The organism is Proteus vulgaris, from assembly GCF_016647575.1.
Classification (GTDB): domain Bacteria; phylum Pseudomonadota; class Gammaproteobacteria; order Enterobacterales; family Enterobacteriaceae; genus Proteus; species Proteus mirabilis_B.
Genome location: NZ_CP032663.1, coordinates 2,034,697 through 2,059,096, shown reverse-complemented (window position 1 = coordinate 2,059,096; position 24,400 = coordinate 2,034,697). Strand labels below are relative to the sequence as shown.

The following is a 24,400-nucleotide window of genomic DNA, read 5'->3' as shown; positions in this document are numbered from 1 at the left end:
TAGGGATGTGTGCTGGAATTTATCTATGGCCTTTTTATGATTCCAATTTATGATAGAAATTATTATTTTGATCATTTGCCTGTAATGGCTTCAATGGAATACAGTTTATGAAATTTGTAAAAATATTAGAAGAATCTGTTTCTGCCGCCAAAAAAGCGAATGATCATAAGTCAGAGATAAGCCAAGTTATTATTGAACTAACTAATTCAATAGAAGAATTTACTAATAAGAAAGTAACATTAATAATTGATGAGTTGATTAAAAGCGGTTTACAAAAAACAATCTTCTTTCTTTCCGACATAAAGCCGGATAAAGAAATGGCTTTGGTATTAATGGAATTAGACAATAGCGACAATAAAATAGTTATTTCTAAATGGAAAGAGAGCGATGAAGGTTATCCAGTTATCATTTCTTATGATAATAAAGATATTTATTGTATGAATAAGGAAGAGTTGGAACAGGCATTATCAGATCTCATTGGTAGCATCAAAGTAGGGGCTATACTATTTAATAGTATTAACAAATAATTTTATTAAAACACTACGAATTGTAGTGTTTTAGCACTCCCACAAAAATTACATTTCAGTAAAATCTCCACTCATAAACCCCAAACAACCTATGCTATTATCACGCCAAATTAATAATCTATAGGGAAGTTGATATGAATATAAATAAAGAGTGCCTTAGACAAGTAGTTCCTGCGCTACTTCTCTCCTTGTTATGCATTAGCTCATTTTCTGCTCATGCAGATATTGAAGTTCGTGATGAAACTTTATATGAAGCGCATCAACGCTTTAAAACCGAAATTATAACCGATAGTTTTGATAATATTGACCCGCCTTGGGAAGCGCCACCAGAAATATTCAATGTGATTAAATATCCGGCAAAGCCGGGAGATATGTATGCCTATTTAACTCCGCCTCCAGCAAATAAAAAAGTTAAGTTACCTGCTGTGATCTGGTTAAATGGAGGCTACGGCGGAATTGGTGGCGACGATTATTTTTGGCAAAAGAAACCGATTGATAATGACCAAACAGGGGCAACTTTCCGTGACCCTAATATGGTACTGATGATCCCATCTTTTCGTGGTGAAAATACTAATCCAGGTCGCTATGAAATGTTTTATGGTGAATTAGAAGACTTAGAATCAGCGAGAGAATATTTAGCATCATTGCCTTATATTGACTCTAAACGTATCTATGTCGTCGGGCATAGTACGGGGGGAACTCGAGCATTATTAGCAAGTGAATATAGTGATAAATTTAGAGCTGTTTTCTCCTTGGGTGGAATACCTGATCTTAAATTAAGAGCTGAAGGAGATATGATAGTTGAATTGCCTTTCGATAGAAATAAAGAAGAAGAATTTAACGTTCGCTCTGTATATCGTTACATTAAATCGATAAAAACACCGACTTTTTATTTTGAGGGACGCGATTATTTTTGGGACGAATTTAATGAATTGCGTGGTGTTGCAATGGTGCATGATATCCCATTAAAAATATACAACATCAAAAATGGCGATCATTTCAATATCATTGTACCTGTCAGTAAATTAATAAAAGATAAAATCTTGTTAGATACTGATACAACTAAAGAAAGTAATATTAGATTCACTAATGAAGAAATAAAATGGATCAATAAACAAGTTAGATGATTATTGGTTTTCAAGTGAGTTGCTTTAATAATAATCCGCTCTTTTATTAATAGATAAAAGAGCGGTGTTTTTTTATTTAAAAATCAATATAGTTAGCCCAAAAAACCATCACATAACTCTTGAAGTTTATTGATCATTCTAGCCATATGAAAACCATCACATGTAGCATGATGCACTTGGATGGATATCGGTAATAAAAAATTGTCACTTTGTTGAGTATATTTTCCCATAGTAAAAATAGGAGGAAAATAATCCTTTACATTAGCTACATTTAAATTAAACCCGTCAAAACTTATCCATGGGATCATCGAAATACAAAAATGATTCTCGGGAAAATTACTTTTTGCGGATAGACTTAGATTATCTTTATATTTTTGATAATCTTGATTATATCCTTCTAGAAAAGAATGCCAATCCTCAACGTATTCGCTCCATAACTCTGAAAAAGTCTCAGTCTCTGGATGAAAAATCGTGTATGCAGGGTTGATATAATCCCAAATAATTAATTCATCATCTTTGATTGCCATTCTAGACTCAGAGTAGCTATTAACTGTTTTCGCAATTAAATAGATCATCGCAGGATAAAGCTTAAGATTATTTTTAGCTAATACTGTCTTCAAGACAGTAATATCTATTTTAGTTGTTAAGCTAAAACCACACTGTAGGTTATGTCGATAATGTAAGAAATGTTCTTTTCTATTCCATTGTTCTACGTTGATTTTTTCATAATTCATTTTTAAAGCCCTTCTTGTTAAGTAATAAAATTGTTTTTAACGAAGAAGGGCAAAACGGGTTGTCTGAATAGGTAGCATAGTAGCTCCTTATATATTTAATATTTTAGTTAGATCAAAAAACACAAAATAATAAGAGCAAATTGTTGCACTAAATATCAAAATTTGAAGGTATTTTCGTGCTTTTATCAGATTATCACATCATTATTTTGGAGATAAATATTAAGTGTATTATGATAAAAAAGATAGAGATATACTTTAAAAATGAAGGGATTTATTATGCAAGCTAAACTTGCTTATCAATGGAAACAACAAAGACGTGGGAGACTCTCTTTTTTAGGTCTAGAAATTGCTTGGACAATTTTCTTTTCTATTGCAGAGAACTTAGCAGATAGATGGTTTATATCACTTTATCCCGAAAAAATAGAGTTAGTTACTGAAAATTATTTTTACTACCAATTCTCTTTTACATCATATGGTCTAATAGAATTAGCGTTTTTAATAGTACAAGTTTACATATTTACACTTATATTATCTCAACGAATAAGAGATATAGGTATAGGTTATCCTATTGTTATTTCACTTGTTTTAACGGTTAGCCCTATCTTATTAACACCATATTTACTATTTAATGCACCATCTATGTTAGCGGTATTATATGCTATTTTATTAATAACGGGGTTGGTCGCTTTACTTGCACCACCTGCTCGTAAAATTGATATTAATAAAATCTCAAAAGAGAAAGAAAACAACAGTAAAATGGATAGTTAAAAAATCATTAAAATAAAAAAAGAAAAGCATCGTTTAGATGCTTTTCTTATCTAGCTGTAATACTTTTCAAGTCATTAGGACAAAATCTCAATTATGCCTTTTTGTCCGTCAACTTTTACTTTTTGCCCATTTTTTAAAATATTTAAGATATTGCGAACTCCCATTACTGCAGGTAGTCCCAATTCTCTAGCAGTAACCGCACCATGAGATAATGGCCCACCACTTTCTGTAATAATACCGGACGCGCGATAAAAGAGAGCGGTCCATGCAGGATTAGTTGTTCTTGCAACTAAAATGGCATTTTGTGGAAATTCGGCAAAATTCTCTGGACCATAAACAAGATAAACTTCGCCTTCAATAATACCTGCGCTACCCGCTAGTCCCTTTAATTGATGCTCATTTGTATTTAATTCATTACAACTATCTTCACCATAAATCCATTGTGGTGTGACTGATTTTGCTTTTAGATATCCTGCTTTATTTTGGTATATATTATGACGTAACTGATTCCACTCAGTAGGATTATCTGCAAGAATTGCATCAGCTAAAGGTTGTTCATTGGCAAAATAAATGTCCATTGGGCAATCTAAAACACTACGAATAACCAATCGCTCTCCTAATGCTTTTAATCCGCGACGCATAGGTAAGGCTAAACGAGTTGTTTGATAATGCTCTAAGTCATCAAGAGCAGTATAAACACGAGCTAATCGAATAATTTCTTGTAAGAAAAAGCGTAACTCTTCAGGGGCATCAGAGATAATTGAAAATTCAGTTTCTGACTGTAGGATTTTTTTGCCTAACGGATCATCTGTTTGCTTATCATCAGCTAAGTCTGCCATCGCTTTAATTTGAGTTAATACAATATGTGGAGCATCTAACCAAGTAGGATGATATGCATCAAAATCTAGTTCTCTATGGCCATGATTAGCTAAGAATAAGGTAAATTGCTGGTGGAAATGAGGATCACATTCCTCAATTTCTCGCATAATACTTTCAGGAACAATGGATGTTATAAGTTTGAGAAGTTGAGGGTGCTGGCGAACATAACGAGAAAGGGCCCAAAGTTCTGCATTCACTTGTCCTGTTTTAGTTTCAGACATCGCAATTAAATTATCGAATGCGGTATGTGCATATTTTTCTTCTTTAAAGAAGAGTTTTAGCAATGCCATTAATGCAGAATAGAGGGAGCGCTGAGTTAAGGATATGGCAATATTTGGTAAAAAGTAATCAGCTCCTAATTTATTAATTCTTTGCACATAATCCCATAATTGAGGCAAACTTTTATCCTGCAATGGTTCATTCATCAATGCGCCAATAGAGATTAAATATTTATCTAAATCACGCATCCAAGTAATAGGTAATTCTTGAACCCAACTGAATTTTTGTGCAATTTCAGGCAAAGATTTTAATAGGGTAGGTAAATCATTCATCATCGATGTAGGGTGACGATTACTATATAAGGAAACCGCATTTTGGTTGCCGTAAATATAATAATCCTGCATCCCGAACCATTTACCATTAAATGAAGGAAGCCCCATAAGATTAAGGCTAAAGTTTAATGATGAGTGAAAACCTGCTTCGCACATATCCCATGTTAATGGCGTGATAGGATTAGGGAATCTTTCTGCTGATTCTTCTCTTGTCCAAATTGGGGCAATTTGTGTCACATTACGTGATTGCAAAAGCCATAATTTTCCATCATGAAATGCCCACTCTATATCTTGTGGGAAATCAAAATATTTTTCTGCTGAGATAGCAAGTTCAGCTACTTGTTTACACTGCTCTGCTGTCAGCGAGGGCATGGATTGTTGAGCAGATTTAAGAGGTAAGATTTTAGTACCATTATCAACCATAACAATGGCATTTATTTTTTGAGCAATCGTTTCTTGTTTTAATGTGAAACTCTCTCTATCAATAAGAAATTCATCGACAGGATCTTCACCAGCAACAACAGTTTCACCTAATCCAAATGCGGCATTAATTAATACAGTAGAAAGAGAGCCTTGAACTGGATCAACAGAAAAAGCCACACCCGCAGCTTCATTCTCTTGGACGTTAATCATTCTTTGTAGCACAACCGCCATTGATGCTTGAGTATGGGGTAAATTTAAATGTTGGCGATAGAGCATAACGTGCGTGTGCCATAAAGATGCATAACATTGACGAATTGCGTCCAGTAAATTAGGCAAAGTTTTAATACCTAATACCGTATCGTGTTGTCCTGCAAAGGCGGCTCCAGGCATATCTTCCAATGTACCGGAAGATCTTACGGCTAAAGCGGTATTATTTAATTGGAGTTCATTTAATCTTGAACGTAAAGAATGAATTAAGTTCTCTGGCATGGAGGCTTGTAAAATTAAATGGCGAATATTTTTACTAACGACTTCAATTTCTTGCTTTTTTTCTGATAATAATCGATTAATTTCAGGTAGCAAGGGCGTGATAAATAACTGATAAGCTTGACAAGAGAGGATCAAACCATCAGGAACAGGCAGTGACTGAATTGTTTTTGCTAAACTCGCACCTTTACCCCCACTAATAGATACTTCAGAAGCAATAGGCTCGTTAATTTTATAGATGAGTTCCATATTCGACCTTATTATTTTTACAAGTGATGTAAAGTACCAATGATGCAAGTAAAGCACCGACAATGACATCAACGCCGTAGTGATAATGTAAATAGACAGTTGCTAAAACAAGTCCTATTAAGATAGGAGATAAGCAATACGCTGTTTTTCGATAACCTGAAAAATAGAAAAAGCCAACAATATAAAGAGTGATCCCTGTATGTAATGAAGGAAAAACATCCATGCCGGTAATTCCTTTATCAACAAGATCAGTCAGAAATAATGTCATGGCACCAGAGTAAACTGGATAGTTAAAATCAGAAGGAAAAGCAGAATAAGGGCCGGCTGCGGGGATAGAGAAGTAACCAATAAAGCCGACAAAATACATTAGCATTAAGCCGAAAAAATAGTTTTTGGCCAGTGTTTTATTTCGGCTAAAAAAGAAGAAAAGGGCACTGCCAATAATTAAGAAGTAGAAGCTAAAATAGCAAAAAGAAAGAAATTCACTTAGCCAGCCTGACTGTAGAGAAATTGTCCATTCTGGCAAGCTTTTTCCAGCCCATAGGAATTTATCTAATTTATATAAAATGTCATCAAAACTCCATTGGTATAAACCATAGCGAATCGATTTAAACAAAGGAAAAATAGTCCAACAAGCAATCAGTTGTAATAAACCAAACCAATAGAATCGAGAGTAAGAGGTTGCTTGTTGTGTTTTGTATCCAACAAAAACGAGTAATACCCATGAAAAGAAGCCTAAAAATATGGGGAACAACATTTCTGTGGCATTCGTTAACCAACTTCCATAAGTTCCTAATGCCCAAATAATAAACAATTGTAGAGAAAATAAGTGGTTAAAAAGCATCCTGGCTTTCATGGTTAACATATTTGAGCGCCTTTCTTCCTTATTAAGATAAAACCGAATAGTGCACTGGCTAAACTTATACCAATAAATACAGGGAAAAAGAATAGGAGCATGACTAAGATGGGGAGCCAAATTGCAGTCGCTATTGCACCTCCTAATATTTTAAAAAAGCTAATGGTATTACGGGCGTCAGCAAAATGAGACGCAATAAATGACGATAAAAATATTGGAAATAAGATATACATAAATAAAAATGAAATATAACGCCAGATTAATATAGAAGATTGAGATTTTTTTTCTATATTTTGATTATCATTATTTGATTTATATAAATTGTTTTGATAGTCAATAAAGGATTCAGCATAAGAATCACCGCCCTTATTTTTATTAAAAGCATAGGCTGATGCTTTCTCAAAAATATCAATATTTGGACAATTAACGGAGATTTTATTTAGTGATGCAGAAACTTCCGTATGAATATTTTGTTCCCACTCTCTGATTGATAAATTATCTTTTTGTGAATTTATAAGAATATTTTCACCAATATAAACTTCAACTTTTGAACTGAATTTATCAGGGGCTATATAAAACAAGCCCATAGGAATAATATCAAAAACTACTCCCTCACTGATCAATGTTCTAATAATTCTTGCCGCCCCTCGTTGATAAGGCAATGGCTGGAAACCCCATTCGCTACTGCCTTCCGGGAATAAGAGTAAATTACCGCCTGCTTTTATATGTGCAATTGCAGCATCTGAAGGACTTGAAAATAGATTTGCATTTACACCCAAACGTTGTCTATCCTTTTTCCTAACTACGGGAATACCCGTAAAAAAAGCTCTCATTAAAGGACTATTTAATAATTGAATTGAAGCTAAAGCTTGAGTGTTAGAAAATGCTTTTAATGCAATGTAACCATCAAAAGCACTGTTCCGATGACTACATAGAATTAACTTTGGATGTGTATTTTCAGTTTGATATCTATTATGGTAAATAAGTGAAATTTTGGAAAAGTAGATTTCTCTAATTGCACTTGAGATGCATTGATAATAAAAGGGTAGCGGAGAACCCGCAACAAAAGAGGAGGTTTTTTTTATTGGCGAAGGCAATATTGGATTAGGCATAAGATTTCCTTACATTATTCCTTCTGCAAAAACATACCACGCTCTTAAAAAAAGTAACACTAAAAAATTAAAATTTAAAAGGCAATATTAGAATAAATTATTTCACTAATTTGAGGCTCTTAATTCTAATGAATAAGATGGAAATGAGTATGATTCAACTTAGACTCGCTGAACCACAGGAAGCAAAAAGGCTGTGGTATTTACGAAATCAAGCATTGCGATTTGGTTGTGAAAATGTTTATCCATCAGAGATTTTAGCCGCTTGGACTCCTGATGAGATGCCTGAAGGATATCGGCAGGCTATTATTGATAATCCATTTTATGTGATTGATTATCAAGAATACAATATTCCTGTTGCTTCGGGTTTTTTAGATATTAAAACTGGTTTTGCTGAAGCTATTTTTACATTGCCTGAATACATGGGAAAAGGATTTGCAGGGCTAATTTTAAAGCAACTGAAACATGAGGCAATTAAGAGAGGGCAATCTAAATTGTTTTTGGATGCAACACCTAATGCAGTATTATTTTATTTAAAACAGGGTTTTAAAGCATTAGAAGAGCGTGATTATTATTCTGATTTAGCGAAAGCAAATTTACATTGTTACCGCATGTACATTGATTTAGATTAGTTGATTGTATTTTAATCATCTTTAAAGGATGGTTTTTATAATGGACTAATAATAAAAAAGCTATTCTTAAAATGCGGTATAAATTTATTTTTATCATTTTTTGAATTAGCTTTTATATTAATAACATAAAATAGCAATCCTCATGATGTTGCGATATTGTAAAGTATCACAGTATATCTAGGATAAATATTATGCAAAATGTGTTATTAACGTTATGGCCGTTATTTGCGTTAATTGCGCTAGGTGCAATTTTAAGAAGAAATAAAACGTTTGAACCAGCATTTTGGGTGGGAGCTGAAAAACTTAACTATTTTTTACTTTTTCCTGCCTTATTGATAAATAGCTTGGCAAATGCACCTTTATCGGATCCTCAATTACCCCACCTTGCTGGGGCTATTTTTTCTGTTGTCATAATTGTCACTATATTGTGCGTTATTTTGAAAAAAATAACAGGGTGGTTTGCTGGTCGCTTTGGTGCAATTGTTCAAGGCAATATTCGATTTAACACTTATTTAGGTTTAGCAATTGTTGCTGATTTATTTGGGGTTGAAGGTTTGGGAATAGCCGCTTTGATTTTAGCAACACTAGTTCCCCTATCAAATGTGACCTCGGTACTTTGTTTAACAGCAGGGCAAAATGTGACTTTGCGTCAGCTGATATTACCTATCATAAAAAACCCTTTAATTATCTCTTGTGTTATTGGCATCATAATAAACTTGTCAGGGGTTGGGCTTCCTTTTGGTAGCGATCAATTTTTGAAATTGTTAGCCGCAACGAGTTTACCTTTAGGCCTTATTTGTATTGGTGCAGCATTGCATCTATCAACACTAAAAGCAGAAAGCAAAATGATTGGTATTAACACTGTTACCCGTTTACTTATAGTACCGGTAATCGCATATAGCGTTGCTTATTTTCTAGGTCTATCTTCATTAGTTATGATGCTTTTAGTTATTTTCTTTTCTATTCCAACAGCGCCAACTTCTTACATTTTAACTCGTCAATTAGGCGGTGACTCTGAACTAATGGCGGGAATTATTACATCTCAGACAATGTTTGCTGCAATTACATTGCCTATCGTATTAAGTTTTCTATCAGGATAATTTTTTCGAGACATCAATTTAAGTGAAATATTCTTTATCTTTAAGTAACTATAAATTTGTGATGTTTTTTTATATAAAAAGATAATATTTTTTATTATCTTTATTTTTCATTTTGTTAAAAATGGAAAAATTAAAATGAAGGTTTTAAATGAAGGTGTCAATTATAAAAAAATAACTAAATTATCAGATAATTCGCCGTCTGATGTAATGAGTGTTTGGGAAAAAATAAAAGATTGGTTTGGGTTTAGTCAGCAAAAAAAAGTATTAACCTTAATTAAAAATATTTACTTTAACCAAGATGCAACAATTTTTGAGAAAAATAAAGATTTCTTTCATCTAAAAAAACTTGCTGGAGAACAGTATAAAAATAATTTCAAATATAGTGTGAATAATGATGAAATATTTTATCTGATTGATTTTGGAGATGAAAGTATTAAGTCTAAAAGTAGTATCTTGCCATTTATTGAAACTATAAAAAATGAACTAAATCTTGATTTAAAAAATTATAGTAATGAAGATTTAGACGCATTTATTAATAACTATTATAAATTATCTACATTAAACAATACAAAAATAAATTTTGAAGAAAAATTTATTGCATTTAGAGCGATTCTGATGGAGTGTATGGATGCTAATGAAAATCCTCTTAGTAAACAAGGTTTTTCTCTTGATTGTTTTGATGAGAAAAAATCATTTAATGATAAATGTGAATATTTAAAAGAAAATAGTGAAAAATATTTTGGTAATCTTAATACTAAGAAATTAATCGATAATATATATGATTCTGCAAATCAACATAAGTACAAAAACCTTAGGGAACAGGTAGAAAAAGATATTCCAAGATATGATTTAAAATTCAATAATGAAAATATATCTGACATTAGTGTATTAGAGGGAAAATTAAAACCATTAAATAATAAAGATACTATGATTATTTTTGAGTTGCTTAATCAAGGTGTTTTTCCAATGATAAAAGATTCTTTTGAAGAACATGATCCGATTGCTTCAATGTATTCCCCCTTTACAGGAGAGACATCTGTTAATATAAAAAATGAAGGTAACTTATACACTATCATTGTTAATAATAAAAAGAGAATTGCAGAATCTGATATTGAAAAAGTGAGTCAGCTATCAAATTTTATTTTAAATGACTTTGATTACAATTCTATGAATTTATATATGAAAAATTTTGTCGATTCCCCTGTATCAAAGGAAACGTTAGATGCTTCATTAGCTCTGTATCAAAGTGAAATAGAGAGAAGAAAAACAGATAGAATTGGCGATAAATTTAATTACAAAGGAAGTAGATTTGCTTTGCTGGAAGAAAATATGAATATTAAATTTGAATTTAATCCTGACCTAATGAAAAAACTATCCATTTCAACTAATGAAAGTAAAGTTGAATACAGTTTATTAAAATCTTGATTTGGGATAAAGGGGGCTTCTTGCTATTATGGTTATAAATCAATAATAAGTAAGAGGCTTTTTTTATGTCGCAACCTCATCACCTTGAAATCCAAACAGTTATTACCAAACTAAAACAACAATATCAAAATGCCGTTGATGCATTACGTAATGCAATTGTTGATTATGCACAATCTGGAAAATTACCCGATGTAAAACAAAGAGCCGAAGGATTGTTTGCTTACCCTCAATTAACGGTATATTGGTCTGGTGAAACAAAAACAGAAGATAAAACGAGAGCTTATGGGCGTTTATCTCGCTCAGGAACTTATTCTACCACTATTACTAATCCCGCTTTATTTGAAAATTATTTATCAGAACAATTGCAACTTATTGCTGATGCCTACTATACAACTTTTGAAGTCAGTGCCTCAAAACAAGAAATTCCTTATCCTTTTGTTATTGATGGAACAGGTGTTGGTTTTGATAGAAAAATGAGTGCCTCTTTGGCTAAATATTTCCCGACAACTGACTTATCTAAGATTGGTGATGAAATTACCGATGGATTAATTTGTGATAGGGATATTTTACCACTTTCTCATTTTGACGCCTTGCGTACAGATTTTTCGTTGGCACGTTTAAAACATTACACAGGTACATTGCCTGAAGATGTTCAACCTTATATTTTATTCACTAACTATAATCGCTATGTTGATGAATTTGTCCGTTGGGCTTGTGAGCAAGTAGCAGATAAAAATAGTCCATATTGCGCACTTTCTTGTGCTGGTTTTCAACAAATTACGGCTGAAACTGTTGATCCTGAAAAGTTAATATCCGATTTAACTTGGAAAAAATATCAAATGCCAGCCTATCATTTAATTGCAAAAGAAGGCCCCGGAATAACATTAGTTAATATTGGTGTAGGGCCTTCAAATGCAAAAACAATTTGTGATCATTTAGCGATTTTACGTCCTCATGTTTGGTTAATGATTGGCCATTGTGGTGGTTTACGTGAAAGCCAACAACTTGGTGATTATGTATTAGCACATGCATATTTACGAGATGATCATATTTTAGATGATGTATTACCACCTGATATTCCAATTCCTAATATTGCTGAAGTGCAACGTGCGCTGTATGACGCAACAAAAATAATTAGTGGAAAACCGGGGCATGAAATAAAACAAAGATTAAGAACGGGAACTGTTGTGACAACGGACGATCGTAACTGGGAATTACGTTTTTCCGTTTCAGCAAGACGATTTAACTTAAGTCGCGCTGTTGCTGTTGATATGGAAAGTGCAACAATTGCAGCGCAAGGTTATCGTTTTCGAGTTCCTTACGGCACATTATTATGTGTATCTGATAAACCGTTGCATGGCGAAATTAAATTACCCGGTCAGGCTAACCATTTTTATGAAGGTGCAGTATCAGAGCATTTACAGATTGGTATTGAATCTATTGAGTTGCTTAAACAAGCGGAAGGTAGCTTACATTCTCGTAAATTGAGAACATTTAATGAACCACCTTTTAGATAAACTTTAGTAATAAGAAACCCCCAGTTTTAAACGACTTATAATTTGAAGTTAGTTTATAGTTGGGGGGTATTTTGTCTTATTAAAAAGCAAGATACTCAAAAACAAAACTTAAAAACGTAAATGTCTAGCTGCTTTTCTTAAACGATCATCTCCACGTCTATCATAACGTTGAGTCGTCATAATACTGGCATGTCCCATTGCATCTTTTACAGTGACAATATCTTCACCGTTATCAAGCATTGCAGAGGCAAATGTTCTTCGTAGATCATGAGGAGCAAATTTATCAATACCACTTTCTTGTTGTCGAGTTTCTAAAATATAGTAAATGGCTTGATCGGTGATCCGCTCATCGGTGACATCATCAAATCGGCGAATACGAGTGAAAAGAGGGCCATCTTGTGTGCCTCTTATTTCATCAATCCATAATTGAACGCGATCCCAAGTATCATCAGGCATATAAGACATGCGTTCTTTATTACCTTTACCTCTAACAAGAAAAGCTTGATCACGAAATTGAATATGCTCGTAATTAATGGAGACGATTTCTGAGCGACGTAATCCGCAACCTAATAACACACTTAATATTGCGGCATCTCTTAAACCTTTCGATGAATTGTCTTTTTCACAACTTCTAAATAACGCACGAATTTCACTGCTAGTTAGAGCTCTGCCTTTGGGTAATCGACTTCCTCTTACCGATTTAACTTGGCGGATATGCTGATAACTTTCAGTATCCATTTGTTTCATTGCCCAAGCTTCTAACGCGACACCTTTTAATGCAGCAAGATAAGTATTGATAGTGGCGGGGGCTTTATTGGCATCAGATAACATATCAATAATAGCTTGAATATGATGTCGACGAAGTGCTCCCCATTGGCAATTTTTAAGAGAAGAAAAACCAATCATCTTAGCAACAATAGTTAAAAACGATCCCATTGTTTGACGACTACGTTTTGATCCTAAACTCATTAAATATGCCATTGCAGGATTGGTATGAGCGGGCGAGGTGAATGTTGCATTCAGATCCAATAATGCTTGTTTTTCAGACAAGACTAGCGATGTTTCAGGTGTTAACTCCTGATCGTCGTGGTGAAATTCCACTGTGATTTCCTTATTAAATCAACATAACCATAATGAATATTCTAACAGATCCAAAAAAGAAAAAAGCTACTTTTTCAAAGGATCATTTTAATAAGTAGAAACGATCTTGTTTGTTTTGCCACCAATTTGATTGTTTGGTGAGCTTTTTTAGGGCGAATAGTCTTCAAGTTGAGTTAAGGGAAAAAACGGTAATAAATGACGTTAGGAAAAAGAGTAGAGAATAATAAGAGAAAAAGGGTGATTACACCGTTTTCGCACCCAAAACTTTCACTTTTTATCGACTTAAAAATAATGAAGATAACGGCAAAAATTGGGTGCGAAATAATCAATAGCTATTTAAATTTACTCTTTATAAATTGCAACAACAGGTTTTCCGTCGTTACCAATTGTGCCACGATACATACCTTCAGAATTAAAACTCATTGTGTAGTTACCTGTTTTATCTAATACGATAACACCGCCACTACCATTAATAGCTTTAACTTCATCAAGTGCATTTTGAGCAGCAGTTTCTAAAGGTAAATTAATTCCCATTAAAGCACCATAGTTAGGGACTAAATCTACCGCTTTTTGTACAGAGGTTTGAATAGAACCTAATTCAAAACCTTGTGATGTTGCCACAATGGCACTCACAACAATTGCGATAACACTTAATAATGGCAATGCACTGACGCAGTTTAGATTAAAGCCTGCAATCCGCATTAAAAGTGCCGCTAAAATAGGGCCACCGATAAAGGCTGTCAGCACAAAATTAAATGTGGTGTAGCTGTTATACCACGTTGGAACAGTATCAATTTGGTATACACGAGAGATAGCCGTAATAAATAATGCGGCTAATACCATAACCAGCGCGACCCATAATTTACCTAATGCAGCCGGCATTTTATTAAGTACAGCCAGTAACCAGTAAATACCACCCAGTGCAAAGAAAATTGAACCGCTGGCAATTTCATTACTTAATGATGAGTGACCAAAACGAAGCAATGAGTTAAATGCACGTAATGGCGTTCCCATATGCATCATGGAGAGCAAGAAACCAATACCCATTAATGCCCAAAGACCAAACATGCTGTAATGCACTTTTCGGTTCATTTCTGCTGAAAGCTTACCCGAAAGAATAGCGCATCCCATAATAATAAAAGCGCCAGCAACACTTTGACCGATAACGGTAAAAAACATTAGTGGCCATTCATGCAATCCCACCATCTTACACCTCCTCTGGGTTTGCCAGATGACCAGTGGTATCACCCACAGGACGGCTATTGGCATTTAATTTAAGGACAATATTTGGCTTGGTGTATTTTGCTGAAGGAAGCGGGGCGATTTCAGCTAAATCACCATATTTAGCGCGTAACTCTTCAATCGGTGCCATATCTAATGCACGCAGTGGGCAAGATTCGACACAAATTGGTTTTTTGCCTTCGGCTACACGTTCATAGCAACCATCACATTTGGTCATATGACCTTTGACTTCATCAAATTGCGGAGCGCCGTAAGGGCAAGCCATATGGCAATAGCGACAACCGATACAAATATCTTCGTTAACGACAACAAAGCCATCTTCACGTTTATGCATCGCACCACTTGGGCAAACTTTGGCACAAGCGGGATCGTCACAGTGGTTACACGAAATAGATAAGTAATAAGCAAAAACGTTTTGTGTATAAACACCATCTTGCTCTGTCCAATCACCACCTGCATATTCATAGATACGGCGGAAATTGACCTCAGGGGATAAATTTTTAAAATCCTTGCACGCCAGTTCGCAGGTTTTGCAGCCGGTGCAACGACTTGAATCAATATAAAAACCATATTGCGTTGACATAACCAGACTCCTTACGCCTTGACGACTTCAACAAGATTACTGTGAGAAGGATTACCCTTAGCGAGAGGTGAAGGGCGTTGTGTCGTTAACACGTTAATGCTACCTGCATGATCGATACGGTTGCTATCTGGGTTATACCAAGCCCCCTCACTTAAACCGACAACGCCCGGTAAAATACGAGGTGTGACTTTTGCATTAATTCGAACTTCACCACGATCGTTATAAATACGCACTAAATCACCGTGTTTGATACCGCGTTTAGAGGCATCAACAGGGTTGATCCACATTTCTTGAGGGCAAGCTGCTTTTAAGACATCAACGTTGCCATAAGTTGAGTGAGTGCGTGATTTATAGTGGAATCCTGTCATTTGTAATGGATATTTTTCCATTGTCGGATCGCCATAACTTTCAAAGCCAGCGGAATAGACAGGCAGTGGATCAATCACATCGTCAGACGCCAGTTCCCATGTCGCTTTAATGTTGGCAAGTTGAGAAGAATAAATCTCAATTTTGCCTGATGGCGTGGTTAATGGGTTATTTTCAGGATCTTCACGGAATTTGCGATAGGCAACGTGATGACCTTCAGGATCGCGTTTTTTGAAGATACCTTGAGCACGGAATTCTTCAAAAGTCGGCAGTTCAGGTAAGTTTTGACGAGATTGCTCGTAAAGATGACGTAACCACTCTTCTTGAGTACGGTTTTCAGTGAATTTTTCACCCACACCCATACGTTTTGCAATTTCGCTTGTCATTTCATAGATATTGCGACTTTCAAAGCGAGGTTTGATTGCCTGATCAGCGAAAATAACATAAGCCATATTACCCGCTGAAGCATCCATACAGAAATCCATCTGTTCTGATGCGGTGCAATCAGGAAGTAGAATGTCGGCATATTTAGCAGATGCTGTCATGTGGTTATCAATCACCACAATCATTTCGCATTTTTTATCGTCTTGCAAAATATCATGAGTACGATTGATTTCAGAATGCTGGTTAACTAAGCAGTTACCCGCGTAGTTCCATACCATTTTGATAGGTACATCAAGTTTGTCTTTACCACGAACACCATCACGGGTCGCGGTCATTTCAGGACCACGTAAAATAGCATCCGTCCACATAAACATGGAAATGCTGGTGGTGACAGGGTTAGTTAAAGTCGGCATACGAACAAAAGGAATACTGTAAGAGCCTTCACGAGCACCAGTATTACCGCCGTTAATTCCCACATTACCCGTTAAAATAGAGAGCATCGCAATAGCGCGAGAAGCAAGCTCACCGTTAGAACGGCGTTGAGGTCCCCAGCCTTGTGTAATATAAGCTGGTTTCGCTGTTGCGATTTCACGTGCTAATTTAACAATACGTGAAGCAGGAATACCGGTGATCTGCGCTGCCCATTCTGGGGTTTTGGGCTGACCATCTGCGCCATCACCTAAAATATAGGCCTTATAGTGACCATTTTTTGGCGCACCTTCGGGCATAGTGGTTTCATCGTAACCAACACAATATTTATCTAAGAAAGGCTTATCAACTAAGTCTTCTTTGATCATGACATAAGCTAGAGCATTGACTAATGCAGCATCTGTTCCCGGACGAATAGGTATCCATTCATCTTCACGGCCTGCACCTGTATCGGTATAGCGTGGATCGATGATAATCATTCGAGCATCAGATTTTTCACGCGCTTGCTCAACGTAATAGGTAACACCGCCACCACTCATACGTGTTTCGCCCGGATTATTACCGAACATCACGACGAGTTTGGTGTTTTCAATATCTGAAGGGCTATTACCATCTGCCCAACCACCATAGGTATAGTTTAAGCCAGCCGCGATTTGCGCCGTACTATAGTCACCATAGTGATTAAGATAACCACCACAACAGTTCATTAAACGTGCAATTAATGTTGCACCTGGTGGCCAAGACTTCGTCATGGTGCCACCTAAAGTACCAGTGCCGTAGTTTAGATAAATAGATTCATTACCATAATCTTTAATTAAACGTTTCATGGTATTTGAAATAGTATCAAATGCTTCATCCCATGAAATACGTTCAAACTTACCTTCACCGCGTTTACCTACACGTTTCATCGGGTAACGTAAACGGTCTGGATTATAAACGCGACGACGCATAGAACGGCCACGTAAACAGGCACGAACTTGGTGTAATTCTTCGTAGACATCATTGCCAGTGTTGTCAGTTTCGACGTACTTAATTTCACCATCAACCACATGCATACGTAATGGACAACGGCTACCGCAGTTTACAGTACAGGCGCTCCACACGACTTTTTCACTGTTGGTTGCTGGTTTTGTTTCTGAGGCAACGGCTTGATTAAAGGGGAGTGATAATCCACCAGCGGTTATTGCTAAACCACCCGCTGCACCCGTTTTGACAAAACGACGGCGAGATAAAGGAGTGGAAAGTAACGCCATCTCTTTGATGTTTTTCATACATTACTCACTTGATTATTTACATTTTAAGAAAAAATAGAAGCTAACAAGCTTATAAAGAAATAATTATTGTTATTGTTGTTAAGAAATAAGCACTTTAACGTAGGCAATAAAACCCAACTGTTAATGTGGATACTACGTATTTTCTAAAAGTTGTAGTTGCTTTACATCAAAGAAAAGTGATTTATTACAAGTGTTACCAGTTTTTAAGGTCATCTTAAGCTTTTGTATTAGTTATATTTAATCATTTGATTAATAGCTTTATATAAATAAATATATAACGATTAATTAAGTGTTTTGATGTTATCAGTAACATTTGTTGGGCGTATTTTCTTGTTTCTATCTATATGATTTTCTTAGTCCAATAGTCATTTTTATTAATCTTTAGCTATCATTTTTAGAAGCTATAATTATCTAACAACCAATTAACCTATTTAGCTAAACAAAAATTAAAATTTGTTTAGCTTTCCGATATTGTTAATTACTTTTAGAGGTCTTAATTTGATTAATAAACACGCTTTTTTGTAGTTTAGATCACAATTAAATACCCTTTACCTGAGTTTTTATTGCTATCTTGAATTGATTTTTATTTAATCTAGTTGTTAGCTAAACCGGTTTAGTTTTTGTAATTAAACTAATACTCGCTACATAAATAAAAAAGAATGACAGAGGCTATGATGAATATTGAAAAAGTTGCTCACCAGCTTGTGCCTTTATTAGGTGGTGCTGAAAATATCGCAAGTGCAGCACATTGCGCTACGCGCTTAAGGCTTGTTCTTGTTGATGACTCAAAAGCAGATAAAGAAGCAATAAATAAATTAGAGGGTGTGAAAGGGTGTTTTAGTAATGCAGGACAAATTCAGGTTATCTTTGGCACAGGTCTCGTTAATAAAGTACATGCTGCATTTATTGCGGCAGCGGGTATTGGTGAATCAAGTAAATCCGAAGCTGCCAATATTGCGGCTAAAAAGCTCAATCCATTTCAACGAATAGCAAGGCTGCTTTCTAATATATTTGTACCCATTATTCCCGCCATTGTAGCGTCAGGTTTATTAATGGGATTATTGGGATTAATGAAAACTAACCAATGGGTAAGTCCTGATAATGCACTCTATATCATGCTTGATATGTGTAGCTCTGCGGCATTTATTATTTTACCTATTTTAATTGGTTTCACAGCCGCAAAAGAGTTTGGCGGAAACCCTTATCTTGGTGCGACACTCGGCGGAATTTTAACGCATCCCGCATTAACTAATGCGTGGGGTGTTGCTGCGGGTTTTAACACCATGAATTTCTTTGGATTAGAAGTTGCCATGATTGGTTATCAAGGCACTGTTTTCCCAGTATTACTTGCCGTTTGGTTTATGAGTGTATTGGAAAAACAATTACGTAAAGTTGTTCCTAACGCCCTAGACTTAATTATCACTCCATTTTTAACCGTTATTATTTCGGGATTTGTTGCGTTATTAGTCATTGGCCCAGTCGGTCGTCTTTTAGGCGATGGTATTTCATTAATCTTAAGTACCTTGATTACACAAGCCGGCTGGATTGCGGGGCTGATTTTTGGTGGACTCTACTCTGTGATTGTTATTACAGGCATCCATCATAGTTTTCATGCGGTTGAAGCCGGTTTACTAGGCAATCCTAATATTGGGGTTAATTTCTTATTACCTATTTGGGCAATGGCGAATATTGCTCAAGGTGGTGCTTGTATTGCCGTTTGGTTTAAAACCAATGATGCAAAAATTAAAGCTATCACAATCCCATCAGGTTTTTCCGCTATGTTAGGTATCACTGAAGCGGCAATTTTCGGGATTAATTTACGTTATGGAAAACCGTTTATTGCTGCGTTAATTGGCGGTGCTGCTGGAGGCGCTTGGGTTGTCGGTTCTCATGTTTATATGACCGCGGTTGGTCTTACTGCTATTCCGGGTATCGCGATTGTACAAGCAGGTTCAATTATGAATTATGTTATTGGTTTAGTGATTGCATTCTTAACAGCCTTTGTTCTTTCTCTTTTACTGAAATATAAAGTGGAGTCTGCATAAATGATAAAAAGCGAAGGGTTATCTGCAATTTTACAAGCGGTTATGCGTAATAGTACTAAAGCTGTAAAAGATAAATACTATCCTCATTGGCATTTAGCACCAGTAACGGGATTATTAAATGATCCCAATGGATTTTGCTTTGATGGTGAATACTATCATCTGTTTTATCAGTGGAACCCTTTGTCTTGTGAGCATAAAAATAAATGTTGGGGGCACTGGCGTTCAAAGGATCTTATTACTTGGCAACATCAACCCATTGCGTTATTGCCTGATGAATTTTATGACAAAGATGGCTGTTATTCTGGTAGTGCGGTGATCCATCAAGGGCAATTAACTCTTTGTTATACCGGTAATGTAAAATTTGAAGATGGCTCACGCACAGCTTGGCAATGTTTAGCCGTAGAAAATAAACAAGGAGGTTTTGATAAGTTAGGGCCAGTCTTAGGGCTACCAGAAGGTTATAGTGGTCATGTTCGTGATCCTAAAATTTGGCAATATAACAATGTATGGTACATGGTATTAGGCGCACAAACGTTAGATAAACAGGGTAAAGTTTTACTTTATCGTGCATCTCACTTATATCAATGGCAATTAGTCGGCGAGTTAGCCGGAAGTCATTTAGGTGGTTTAAATGACGTGGGTTATATGTGGGAATGCCCAGATCTCTTTGAGCTTGATGGACACTTTATTTTATTAGCTTGTCCTCAGGGAATAAAAAAAGAGCAACATCGATTTTTAAATTCTCACCCTAGCGCCTATTTAATAGGAGATTTTGATTATTCAACCCTGCAATTCCAATATGGTGATTTAATTGAGCTAGATGCTGGTTTTGAATTTTATGCACCTCAAACAACACTAGCTAATGGTAGACGTCTATTATTTGGTTGGATGGGGGTTCCTGATGGAGAAGAAATGTATCAACCGACTATTGCTAATGGTTGGATACATCAAATGACATGCCCTCGTGAATTATATATAAAAGAAAATAAGCTTTATCAACAACCCGTAAAAGAGTTACAGCAACTCAGACAAAAGCCAGTATATTGGCAAGGTTTGGCTGATGATGCGCCAGACATTAATGGATTTTCGTTTGAACTTGAAGTAGAACTATTCGGCTCTCTCGCTATTCATTTTTCTGATACTCTTGTTTTCACTATTAAAAACAACCAAGCCGTGTTAAAACGCCGTAGTGTCAAAAACGGAGAGTGGCAATCACGTTTCTGGTCTGGTGATATAAAACATCTTCAAATATTATGTGATAATTCTAGTGTGGAAATTTTCTTTAATGGTGGAGCTGGCGTGATGAGTAGCCGTTTTTTTCCTTCAGAAAAACAGACTATCTGTTTCTTGGGGAAAGACACAATAAACCTCACAACTTGGCAACTAAAGAATGCATTACTTAGTTAAATACGACTATATAAACGATAAAACAGTTTAAGTTCAGCGAACGTGACATTAAGTAGAATAACAGTGAAAAAACAAAAACGTATCACGATCACCGATATTGCAAAATTAGCGGGTGTTTCAAAAACAACGGCAAGTTTAGTGTTAAATGGCCGAGGTAAAGAGATGCGTGTTTCTGATGATACCATTGCGCGTATTACGACCATTGCGGAACAATATCAGTATCAACCTAATATTCACGCTCGCTCTTTACGTGATAATCGTAGTTATGCGTTGGGATTAGTTATTCCTGATATTACTAATTATGGTTTTGCTTCCGTGGCTTATGAGCTAGAAATATTATGTAGAGAAGCGGGTATTCAATTACTTATTTCTTGTACTGATGAAAATGCGGCTCAAGAAACGCTAGCAATAGAACATCTATTATCACGACAAATCGACGGTTTGATTGTCGCTTCTTGTTTACAAAGCGATGTTGAATATCAACGTTTAAGTAAACAAATACCTGTTGTGTTATTTGACCGTTATTTTGAAGGAACAACACTGCCTTTTGTTGTCACCGATTCAATTACGGCAACACAACAACTTATTGCAGAAATTGCTTCGACAAAAGGCATTGATGAGTTTTACTTTTTAGGTGGACAATCAACGCTTTCACCGACTAAAGATCGTCTTTTAGGTTTTACGCAAGGGCTTTCACAAGCAAATATTAATCTGAAATCAGAGTGGATCATTCATGGGCATTATCACCCAAGTTCAGGTTATGAAATGTTTGGCTCTTTGTGTGCATCGCTAGGGCGATCGCCTAAGTTTGTTTTTACTTCTGCTTGTGGCTTATTAGATGGCGTGTTGCGCTATCTAAGTCAAAATAAAATTATGCAAAATGAAGTCTATTTAGCAGGTTTTGATGATCACTATTTGTATGATTCATTATCAATACCAATAGATACTGTTGCACAAAATAATCCTGAATTAGCGTCACACTGTTTCCGACTGGTTATGGGACTAATTAACCAGACAAATTTAGAAGTTCATCAAATTTTTGTTCCAGCAAAAATTCATCAACGGCATGAGTAAGATTGAGCAATTTTATGCAATCATCAGTATAGTGTTTATGATACAAGCTGATGATTTTTATTGTTGATGGAGTCAATATTCAATGCGACAAGAGCAGGCTAGACTTATTCACCTTCCTGAGCTTAATAGCCTTGCTTATCTGCAAGCTGAATATCTACATCAAACTTTCTCGCGCCATACTCATGAAGGCTTTTGTATCGGAGTTATTGACGATGGCGCACAACAGTTTTATCGAACAGGAAGCGAACATATCGCACCTAAAGGCGATATCATTATTGTCAATGCAGATGAAATCCACACAGGCTCTTCTGCGGTTGAATCTGGCTGGGCGTATCAAGCTATTTATCCCACACCAGAATATCTGCAAACATTAACGCGTGATTTGCAACAAGAACGTGGTTCAACACCGTGGTTTCCAGATGCCGTTATTCACGATCCAGGTTTAAGCCAGCAGCTTTTATTGCTCTTTTCATTATTAGAACAACCTAATAATTTTCTACTTAAAGAGTCGCTGTTACTTTCAACAATGGCAATGTTGATATTGCGTTATAGCAAAACACGAATTCAAGAAAAGCCGTTGAGTGCAATAGGGCAACGGTTGCAATGGGTAAGTGAATTAATGAATGACGCACCCGAAAATGAATTTTCACTTAATACCTTAGCGGAGATGGTAAATTTAAGCCCTTGGCATTTTCTACGTCAATTTAAAAAAGAGATTGGTATGACGCCTCACGCTTGGCTTATTCAAGCGCGAATTCGCAAAGCAAGACAGTTACTTTCTTTAGGTCATACGCTTTCTGATGTCACACAACTTTGTGGCTTTTCGGATCAAAGCCATTTCCATCGCCATTTTAAAAATGCCATTGGTGTCACGCCGGGTAATTATTTAAAAGGGCTTCGATTGTCATCCTCTTTAAAATCCCCTTTATTATCGTAAAAATAAATGACAGTAAAAAAGTACAGCGTAATAAAAAAACAAAATAGCAATTTTATACAATCCCATTTATCTTTACTGACTGATAATCATTCTCCATAGAATTAATGTATTAGAAGTGAAGACAGGTAAATGGAAAAAATCAAAAATAATAATGAAGATGGGCAAGTAATGCGTGCTTTCGGCCTTGGTGCTTTGCATGTTTTGCCTTTATGCCTTGCAGTTATTCCTTGGGGAATATTAGCGGGCTCAATGGCGGTTGATGCAGGGTTAACCTTTGCACAAAGTGTCGGAATGTCTGCAATTATATTTGCAGGAGCAGCACAACTAGTCACACTAGGATTAGTGGTTTCTGGTGCAGGAATGCTGACTATTATTGTTTCTGTTTTTTTTATTACAGCACAACATCTTTTATACGGGTTGACCTTACGTCCACATGTTGCCCATTTAAAATGGTACCAACGTATTACGATAGGCTTTTTATTAACGGATGAGCTTTTTGCTGTTTCAGCACAACCTAAAGTAAAACTCACACCTGCTTATATGATAGGTGCGGGATTATGTTTTTATTTAGCGTGGGTAGCTGTCAGTATTGTCGGTATTATTATGGCAAGCCAAGTTTCTGACTTATCTCGTTATCATCTTGATTTTTCTATTGTTGCTACTTTATTGGCGATTGTTATTCCGTTAATAAAAACATTTAGCACGTTAGTGGGTGTTATTGTCTCTTTTTGTCTCTCAATTATTTTCAGTTGGTTGAATATAGAAGGTGGCGTAGTTATTGGTGGATTAACAGGCATGTTTATTGCTGTTTGTGTAGCTAGAGCAAGAGGAGAACAAAAATGACATGGTCGTTATTATTAATTTTGGCACTGGTCATTTTCATGTTGCGTTATTTCTTTCTTGAACCGGCGATCCCCGTCAAATTACCGTCAGTGATCAGACAAGCATTAGGATATTCTGCGCCTTGTTTATTAACAGCAATTTGTGCGCCAATCGTACTGTTAGAGAAGGGCGAATTTAAAGGTATCTTAGATAATCCTTATCTTTGGGGAACCTTATTATGTGTAGGATTAGCACTTAAAATACGTAATACCTTAGTGGTGGTGTTACTCACATTAGTGGGTTTTTATCTGCTCAATGCCTTGTTAAACTAAATATCAAGGTGATTTTATTTA

At 35.7% G+C, this 24,400-nt stretch carries 21 protein-coding genes; 13 read left to right on the top strand and 8 right to left on the bottom strand.

Annotated elements, in window-relative coordinates; translation table 11 throughout:
* The first annotated feature begins 107 nt into the window (after nt 1-107).
* Both D7029_RS09605 and D7029_RS09600 read left to right on the top strand, forming a co-directional pair.
* Entirely contained in the window at nt 108-527 is a 420-nt protein-coding gene (locus D7029_RS09605; RefSeq protein ID WP_194952556.1) for a hypothetical protein, read from the top strand.
* A 134-nt stretch (nt 528-661) separates the two neighbouring features.
* Nucleotides 662-1,654 carry an alpha/beta hydrolase family protein gene (locus D7029_RS09600; RefSeq protein WP_194952555.1) on the top strand — a complete coding sequence of 331 codons (993 nt, stop codon included), beginning with the start codon at nt 662-664 and terminating at the stop codon, nt 1,652-1,654.
* A 92-nt stretch (nt 1,655-1,746) separates the two neighbouring features.
* On the opposite strand, the gene catA is transcribed toward D7029_RS09600, so the two are convergent.
* Nucleotides 1,747-2,388 (bottom strand): type A chloramphenicol O-acetyltransferase, encoded by a 642-nt coding sequence (catA, locus tag D7029_RS09595; RefSeq protein WP_194952554.1) that lies wholly within the window; start codon nt 2,386-2,388, stop codon nt 1,747-1,749.
* A gap of 276 nt (nt 2,389-2,664) precedes the next feature.
* On the opposite strand from catA, the gene D7029_RS09590 reads away from it, so the two are divergent.
* Nucleotides 2,665-3,156 (top strand): hypothetical protein, encoded by a 492-nt coding sequence (locus D7029_RS09590; protein WP_194952553.1) that lies wholly within the window; start codon nt 2,665-2,667, stop codon nt 3,154-3,156.
* Nucleotides 3,157-3,230: 74 nt separating this feature from the next.
* On the opposite strand, the gene D7029_RS09585 is transcribed toward D7029_RS09590, so the two are convergent.
* The 3 genes from D7029_RS09585 to D7029_RS09575 are packed head-to-tail and all read right to left on the bottom strand — an operon-like array spanning nt 3,231 to nt 7,712.
* Nucleotides 3,231-5,744: a PEP/pyruvate-binding domain-containing protein gene (locus D7029_RS09585; protein ID WP_194952552.1), complete on the bottom strand. Its 2,514-nt coding sequence runs from the start codon at nt 5,742-5,744 to the stop codon at nt 3,231-3,233.
* Entirely contained in the window at nt 5,728-6,609 is an 882-nt protein-coding gene (locus D7029_RS09580) for a phosphatase PAP2 family protein (protein WP_194952551.1), read from the bottom strand. The genes D7029_RS09585 and D7029_RS09580 overlap by 17 nt, the downstream gene beginning before the upstream one ends.
* Nucleotides 6,603-7,712 carry a 1-acyl-sn-glycerol-3-phosphate acyltransferase gene (locus D7029_RS09575; protein WP_194952550.1) on the bottom strand — a complete coding sequence of 370 codons (1,110 nt, stop codon included), beginning with the start codon at nt 7,710-7,712 and terminating at the stop codon, nt 6,603-6,605. Before D7029_RS09575 ends, D7029_RS09580 begins: the two co-directional genes overlap by 7 nt.
* Before the next feature lie 143 nt (nt 7,713-7,855).
* Here D7029_RS09575 and D7029_RS09570 point away from each other — a divergent pair, with 143 nt between their 5' ends.
* The 4 genes from D7029_RS09570 (at nt 7,856) to D7029_RS09555 (ending at nt 12,383) form a co-directional block, all read left to right on the top strand.
* A complete protein-coding gene (locus D7029_RS09570; RefSeq protein WP_194952615.1) occupies nt 7,856-8,341 on the top strand; it encodes a GNAT family N-acetyltransferase in 486 nt (161 codons plus the stop codon).
* A 191-nt stretch (nt 8,342-8,532) separates the two neighbouring features.
* The gene (locus D7029_RS09565; RefSeq protein ID WP_194952549.1) at nt 8,533-9,441 is read left to right on the top strand and encodes an AEC family transporter; all 909 of its coding nucleotides are present in this window, start codon (nt 8,533-8,535) and stop codon (nt 9,439-9,441) included.
* 135 nt (nt 9,442-9,576) lie between these two features.
* Nucleotides 9,577-10,866: a hypothetical protein gene (locus D7029_RS09560; protein WP_194952548.1), complete on the top strand. Its 1,290-nt coding sequence runs from the start codon at nt 9,577-9,579 to the stop codon at nt 10,864-10,866.
* A gap of 65 nt (nt 10,867-10,931) precedes the next feature.
* Nucleotides 10,932-12,383: an AMP nucleosidase gene (locus tag D7029_RS09555; protein WP_194952547.1), complete on the top strand. Its 1,452-nt coding sequence runs from the start codon at nt 10,932-10,934 to the stop codon at nt 12,381-12,383.
* 108 nt (nt 12,384-12,491) lie between these two features.
* Here the strand turns inward: D7029_RS09555 and D7029_RS09550 are convergent, their stop codons facing one another.
* From D7029_RS09550 to dmsA, 4 genes are all read right to left on the bottom strand, one after another.
* A complete protein-coding gene (locus tag D7029_RS09550; RefSeq protein WP_088495522.1) occupies nt 12,492-13,484 on the bottom strand; it encodes a tyrosine-type recombinase/integrase in 993 nt (330 codons plus the stop codon).
* A 342-nt stretch (nt 13,485-13,826) separates the two neighbouring features.
* Nucleotides 13,827-14,690 carry a DmsC/YnfH family molybdoenzyme membrane anchor subunit gene (locus D7029_RS09545; protein WP_194952546.1) on the bottom strand — a complete coding sequence of 288 codons (864 nt, stop codon included), beginning with the start codon at nt 14,688-14,690 and terminating at the stop codon, nt 13,827-13,829.
* Between the two features lies 1 nt (nt 14,691).
* Nucleotides 14,692-15,309, bottom strand: coding sequence for a DMSO/selenate family reductase complex B subunit (locus D7029_RS09540; protein ID WP_023582154.1), 618 nt, complete (start codon nt 15,307-15,309; stop codon nt 14,692-14,694).
* An 11-nt stretch (nt 15,310-15,320) separates the two neighbouring features.
* Nucleotides 15,321-17,759: a dimethylsulfoxide reductase subunit A gene (gene dmsA / locus D7029_RS09535; RefSeq protein WP_194952545.1), complete on the bottom strand. Its 2,439-nt coding sequence runs from the start codon at nt 17,757-17,759 to the stop codon at nt 15,321-15,323.
* A 677-nt stretch (nt 17,760-18,436) separates the two neighbouring features.
* Here dmsA and D7029_RS09530 point away from each other — a divergent pair.
* The 6 genes from D7029_RS09530 (at nt 18,437) to D7029_RS09505 (ending at nt 24,379) form a co-directional block, all read left to right on the top strand.
* Nucleotides 18,437-19,807, top strand: coding sequence for a sucrose-specific PTS transporter subunit IIBC (locus D7029_RS09530; protein ID WP_088495538.1), 1,371 nt, complete (start codon nt 18,437-18,439; stop codon nt 19,805-19,807).
* A complete protein-coding gene (locus tag D7029_RS09525) occupies nt 19,808-21,214 on the top strand; it encodes a sucrose-6-phosphate hydrolase (RefSeq protein ID WP_194952544.1) in 1,407 nt (468 codons plus the stop codon).
* 63 nt (nt 21,215-21,277) lie between these two features.
* Nucleotides 21,278-22,288 (top strand): LacI family DNA-binding transcriptional regulator, encoded by a 1,011-nt coding sequence (locus tag D7029_RS09520; RefSeq protein WP_194952543.1) that lies wholly within the window; start codon nt 21,278-21,280, stop codon nt 22,286-22,288.
* An 82-nt stretch (nt 22,289-22,370) separates the two neighbouring features.
* On the top strand, nt 22,371-23,225 hold the full coding sequence (locus D7029_RS09515; RefSeq protein ID WP_194952542.1) for an AraC family transcriptional regulator: 855 nt from the start codon (nt 22,371-22,373) through the stop codon (nt 23,223-23,225).
* Between the two features lie 129 nt (nt 23,226-23,354).
* On the top strand, nt 23,355-24,068 hold the full coding sequence (locus tag D7029_RS09510) for an AzlC family ABC transporter permease (RefSeq protein ID WP_228766764.1): 714 nt from the start codon (nt 23,355-23,357) through the stop codon (nt 24,066-24,068).
* Nucleotides 24,065-24,379 (top strand): AzlD domain-containing protein, encoded by a 315-nt coding sequence (locus D7029_RS09505; protein ID WP_075673103.1) that lies wholly within the window; start codon nt 24,065-24,067, stop codon nt 24,377-24,379. Before D7029_RS09510 ends, D7029_RS09505 begins: the two co-directional genes overlap by 4 nt.
* Nucleotides 24,380-24,400: the final 21 nt, after the last annotated feature.

Excerpts from the sequence above, each read along its gene's own strand:
- D7029_RS09530 (WP_088495538.1), top strand. The coding sequence starts at position 18,437 with ATGAATATTGAAAAAGTTGCTCACCAGCTTGTGCCTTTATTAGGTGGT.
- D7029_RS09510 (WP_228766764.1), top strand. The coding sequence starts at position 23,355 with ATGGAAAAAATCAAAAATAATAATGAAGATGGGCAAGTAATGCGTGCT.
- dmsA (WP_194952545.1), bottom strand. The coding sequence starts at position 17,759 with ATGAAAAACATCAAAGAGATGGCGTTACTTTCCACTCCTTTATCTCGC.
- D7029_RS09575 (WP_194952550.1), bottom strand. The coding sequence starts at position 7,712 with ATGCCTAATCCAATATTGCCTTCGCCAATAAAAAAAACCTCCTCTTTT.
- D7029_RS09555 (WP_194952547.1), top strand. The coding sequence starts at position 10,932 with ATGTCGCAACCTCATCACCTTGAAATCCAAACAGTTATTACCAAACTA.
- D7029_RS09505 (WP_075673103.1), top strand. The coding sequence starts at position 24,065 with ATGACATGGTCGTTATTATTAATTTTGGCACTGGTCATTTTCATGTTG.
- D7029_RS09600 (WP_194952555.1), top strand. The coding sequence starts at position 662 with ATGAATATAAATAAAGAGTGCCTTAGACAAGTAGTTCCTGCGCTACTT.
- D7029_RS09590 (WP_194952553.1), top strand. The coding sequence starts at position 2,665 with ATGCAAGCTAAACTTGCTTATCAATGGAAACAACAAAGACGTGGGAGA.
- D7029_RS09560 (WP_194952548.1), top strand. The coding sequence starts at position 9,577 with ATGAAGGTTTTAAATGAAGGTGTCAATTATAAAAAAATAACTAAATTA.
- D7029_RS09515 (WP_194952542.1), top strand. The coding sequence starts at position 22,371 with ATGCGACAAGAGCAGGCTAGACTTATTCACCTTCCTGAGCTTAATAGC.
- D7029_RS09565 (WP_194952549.1), top strand. The coding sequence starts at position 8,533 with ATGCAAAATGTGTTATTAACGTTATGGCCGTTATTTGCGTTAATTGCG.
- D7029_RS09570 (WP_194952615.1), top strand. The coding sequence starts at position 7,856 with ATGAGTATGATTCAACTTAGACTCGCTGAACCACAGGAAGCAAAAAGG.
- D7029_RS09605 (WP_194952556.1), top strand. The coding sequence starts at position 108 with ATGAAATTTGTAAAAATATTAGAAGAATCTGTTTCTGCCGCCAAAAAA.
- D7029_RS09525 (WP_194952544.1), top strand. The coding sequence starts at position 19,808 with ATGATAAAAAGCGAAGGGTTATCTGCAATTTTACAAGCGGTTATGCGT.
- D7029_RS09545 (WP_194952546.1), bottom strand. The coding sequence starts at position 14,690 with ATGGTGGGATTGCATGAATGGCCACTAATGTTTTTTACCGTTATCGGT.
- D7029_RS09585 (WP_194952552.1), bottom strand. The coding sequence starts at position 5,744 with ATGGAACTCATCTATAAAATTAACGAGCCTATTGCTTCTGAAGTATCT.
- D7029_RS09580 (WP_194952551.1), bottom strand. The coding sequence starts at position 6,609 with ATGTTAACCATGAAAGCCAGGATGCTTTTTAACCACTTATTTTCTCTA.
- catA (WP_194952554.1), bottom strand. The coding sequence starts at position 2,388 with ATGAATTATGAAAAAATCAACGTAGAACAATGGAATAGAAAAGAACAT.
- D7029_RS09540 (WP_023582154.1), bottom strand. The coding sequence starts at position 15,309 with ATGTCAACGCAATATGGTTTTTATATTGATTCAAGTCGTTGCACCGGC.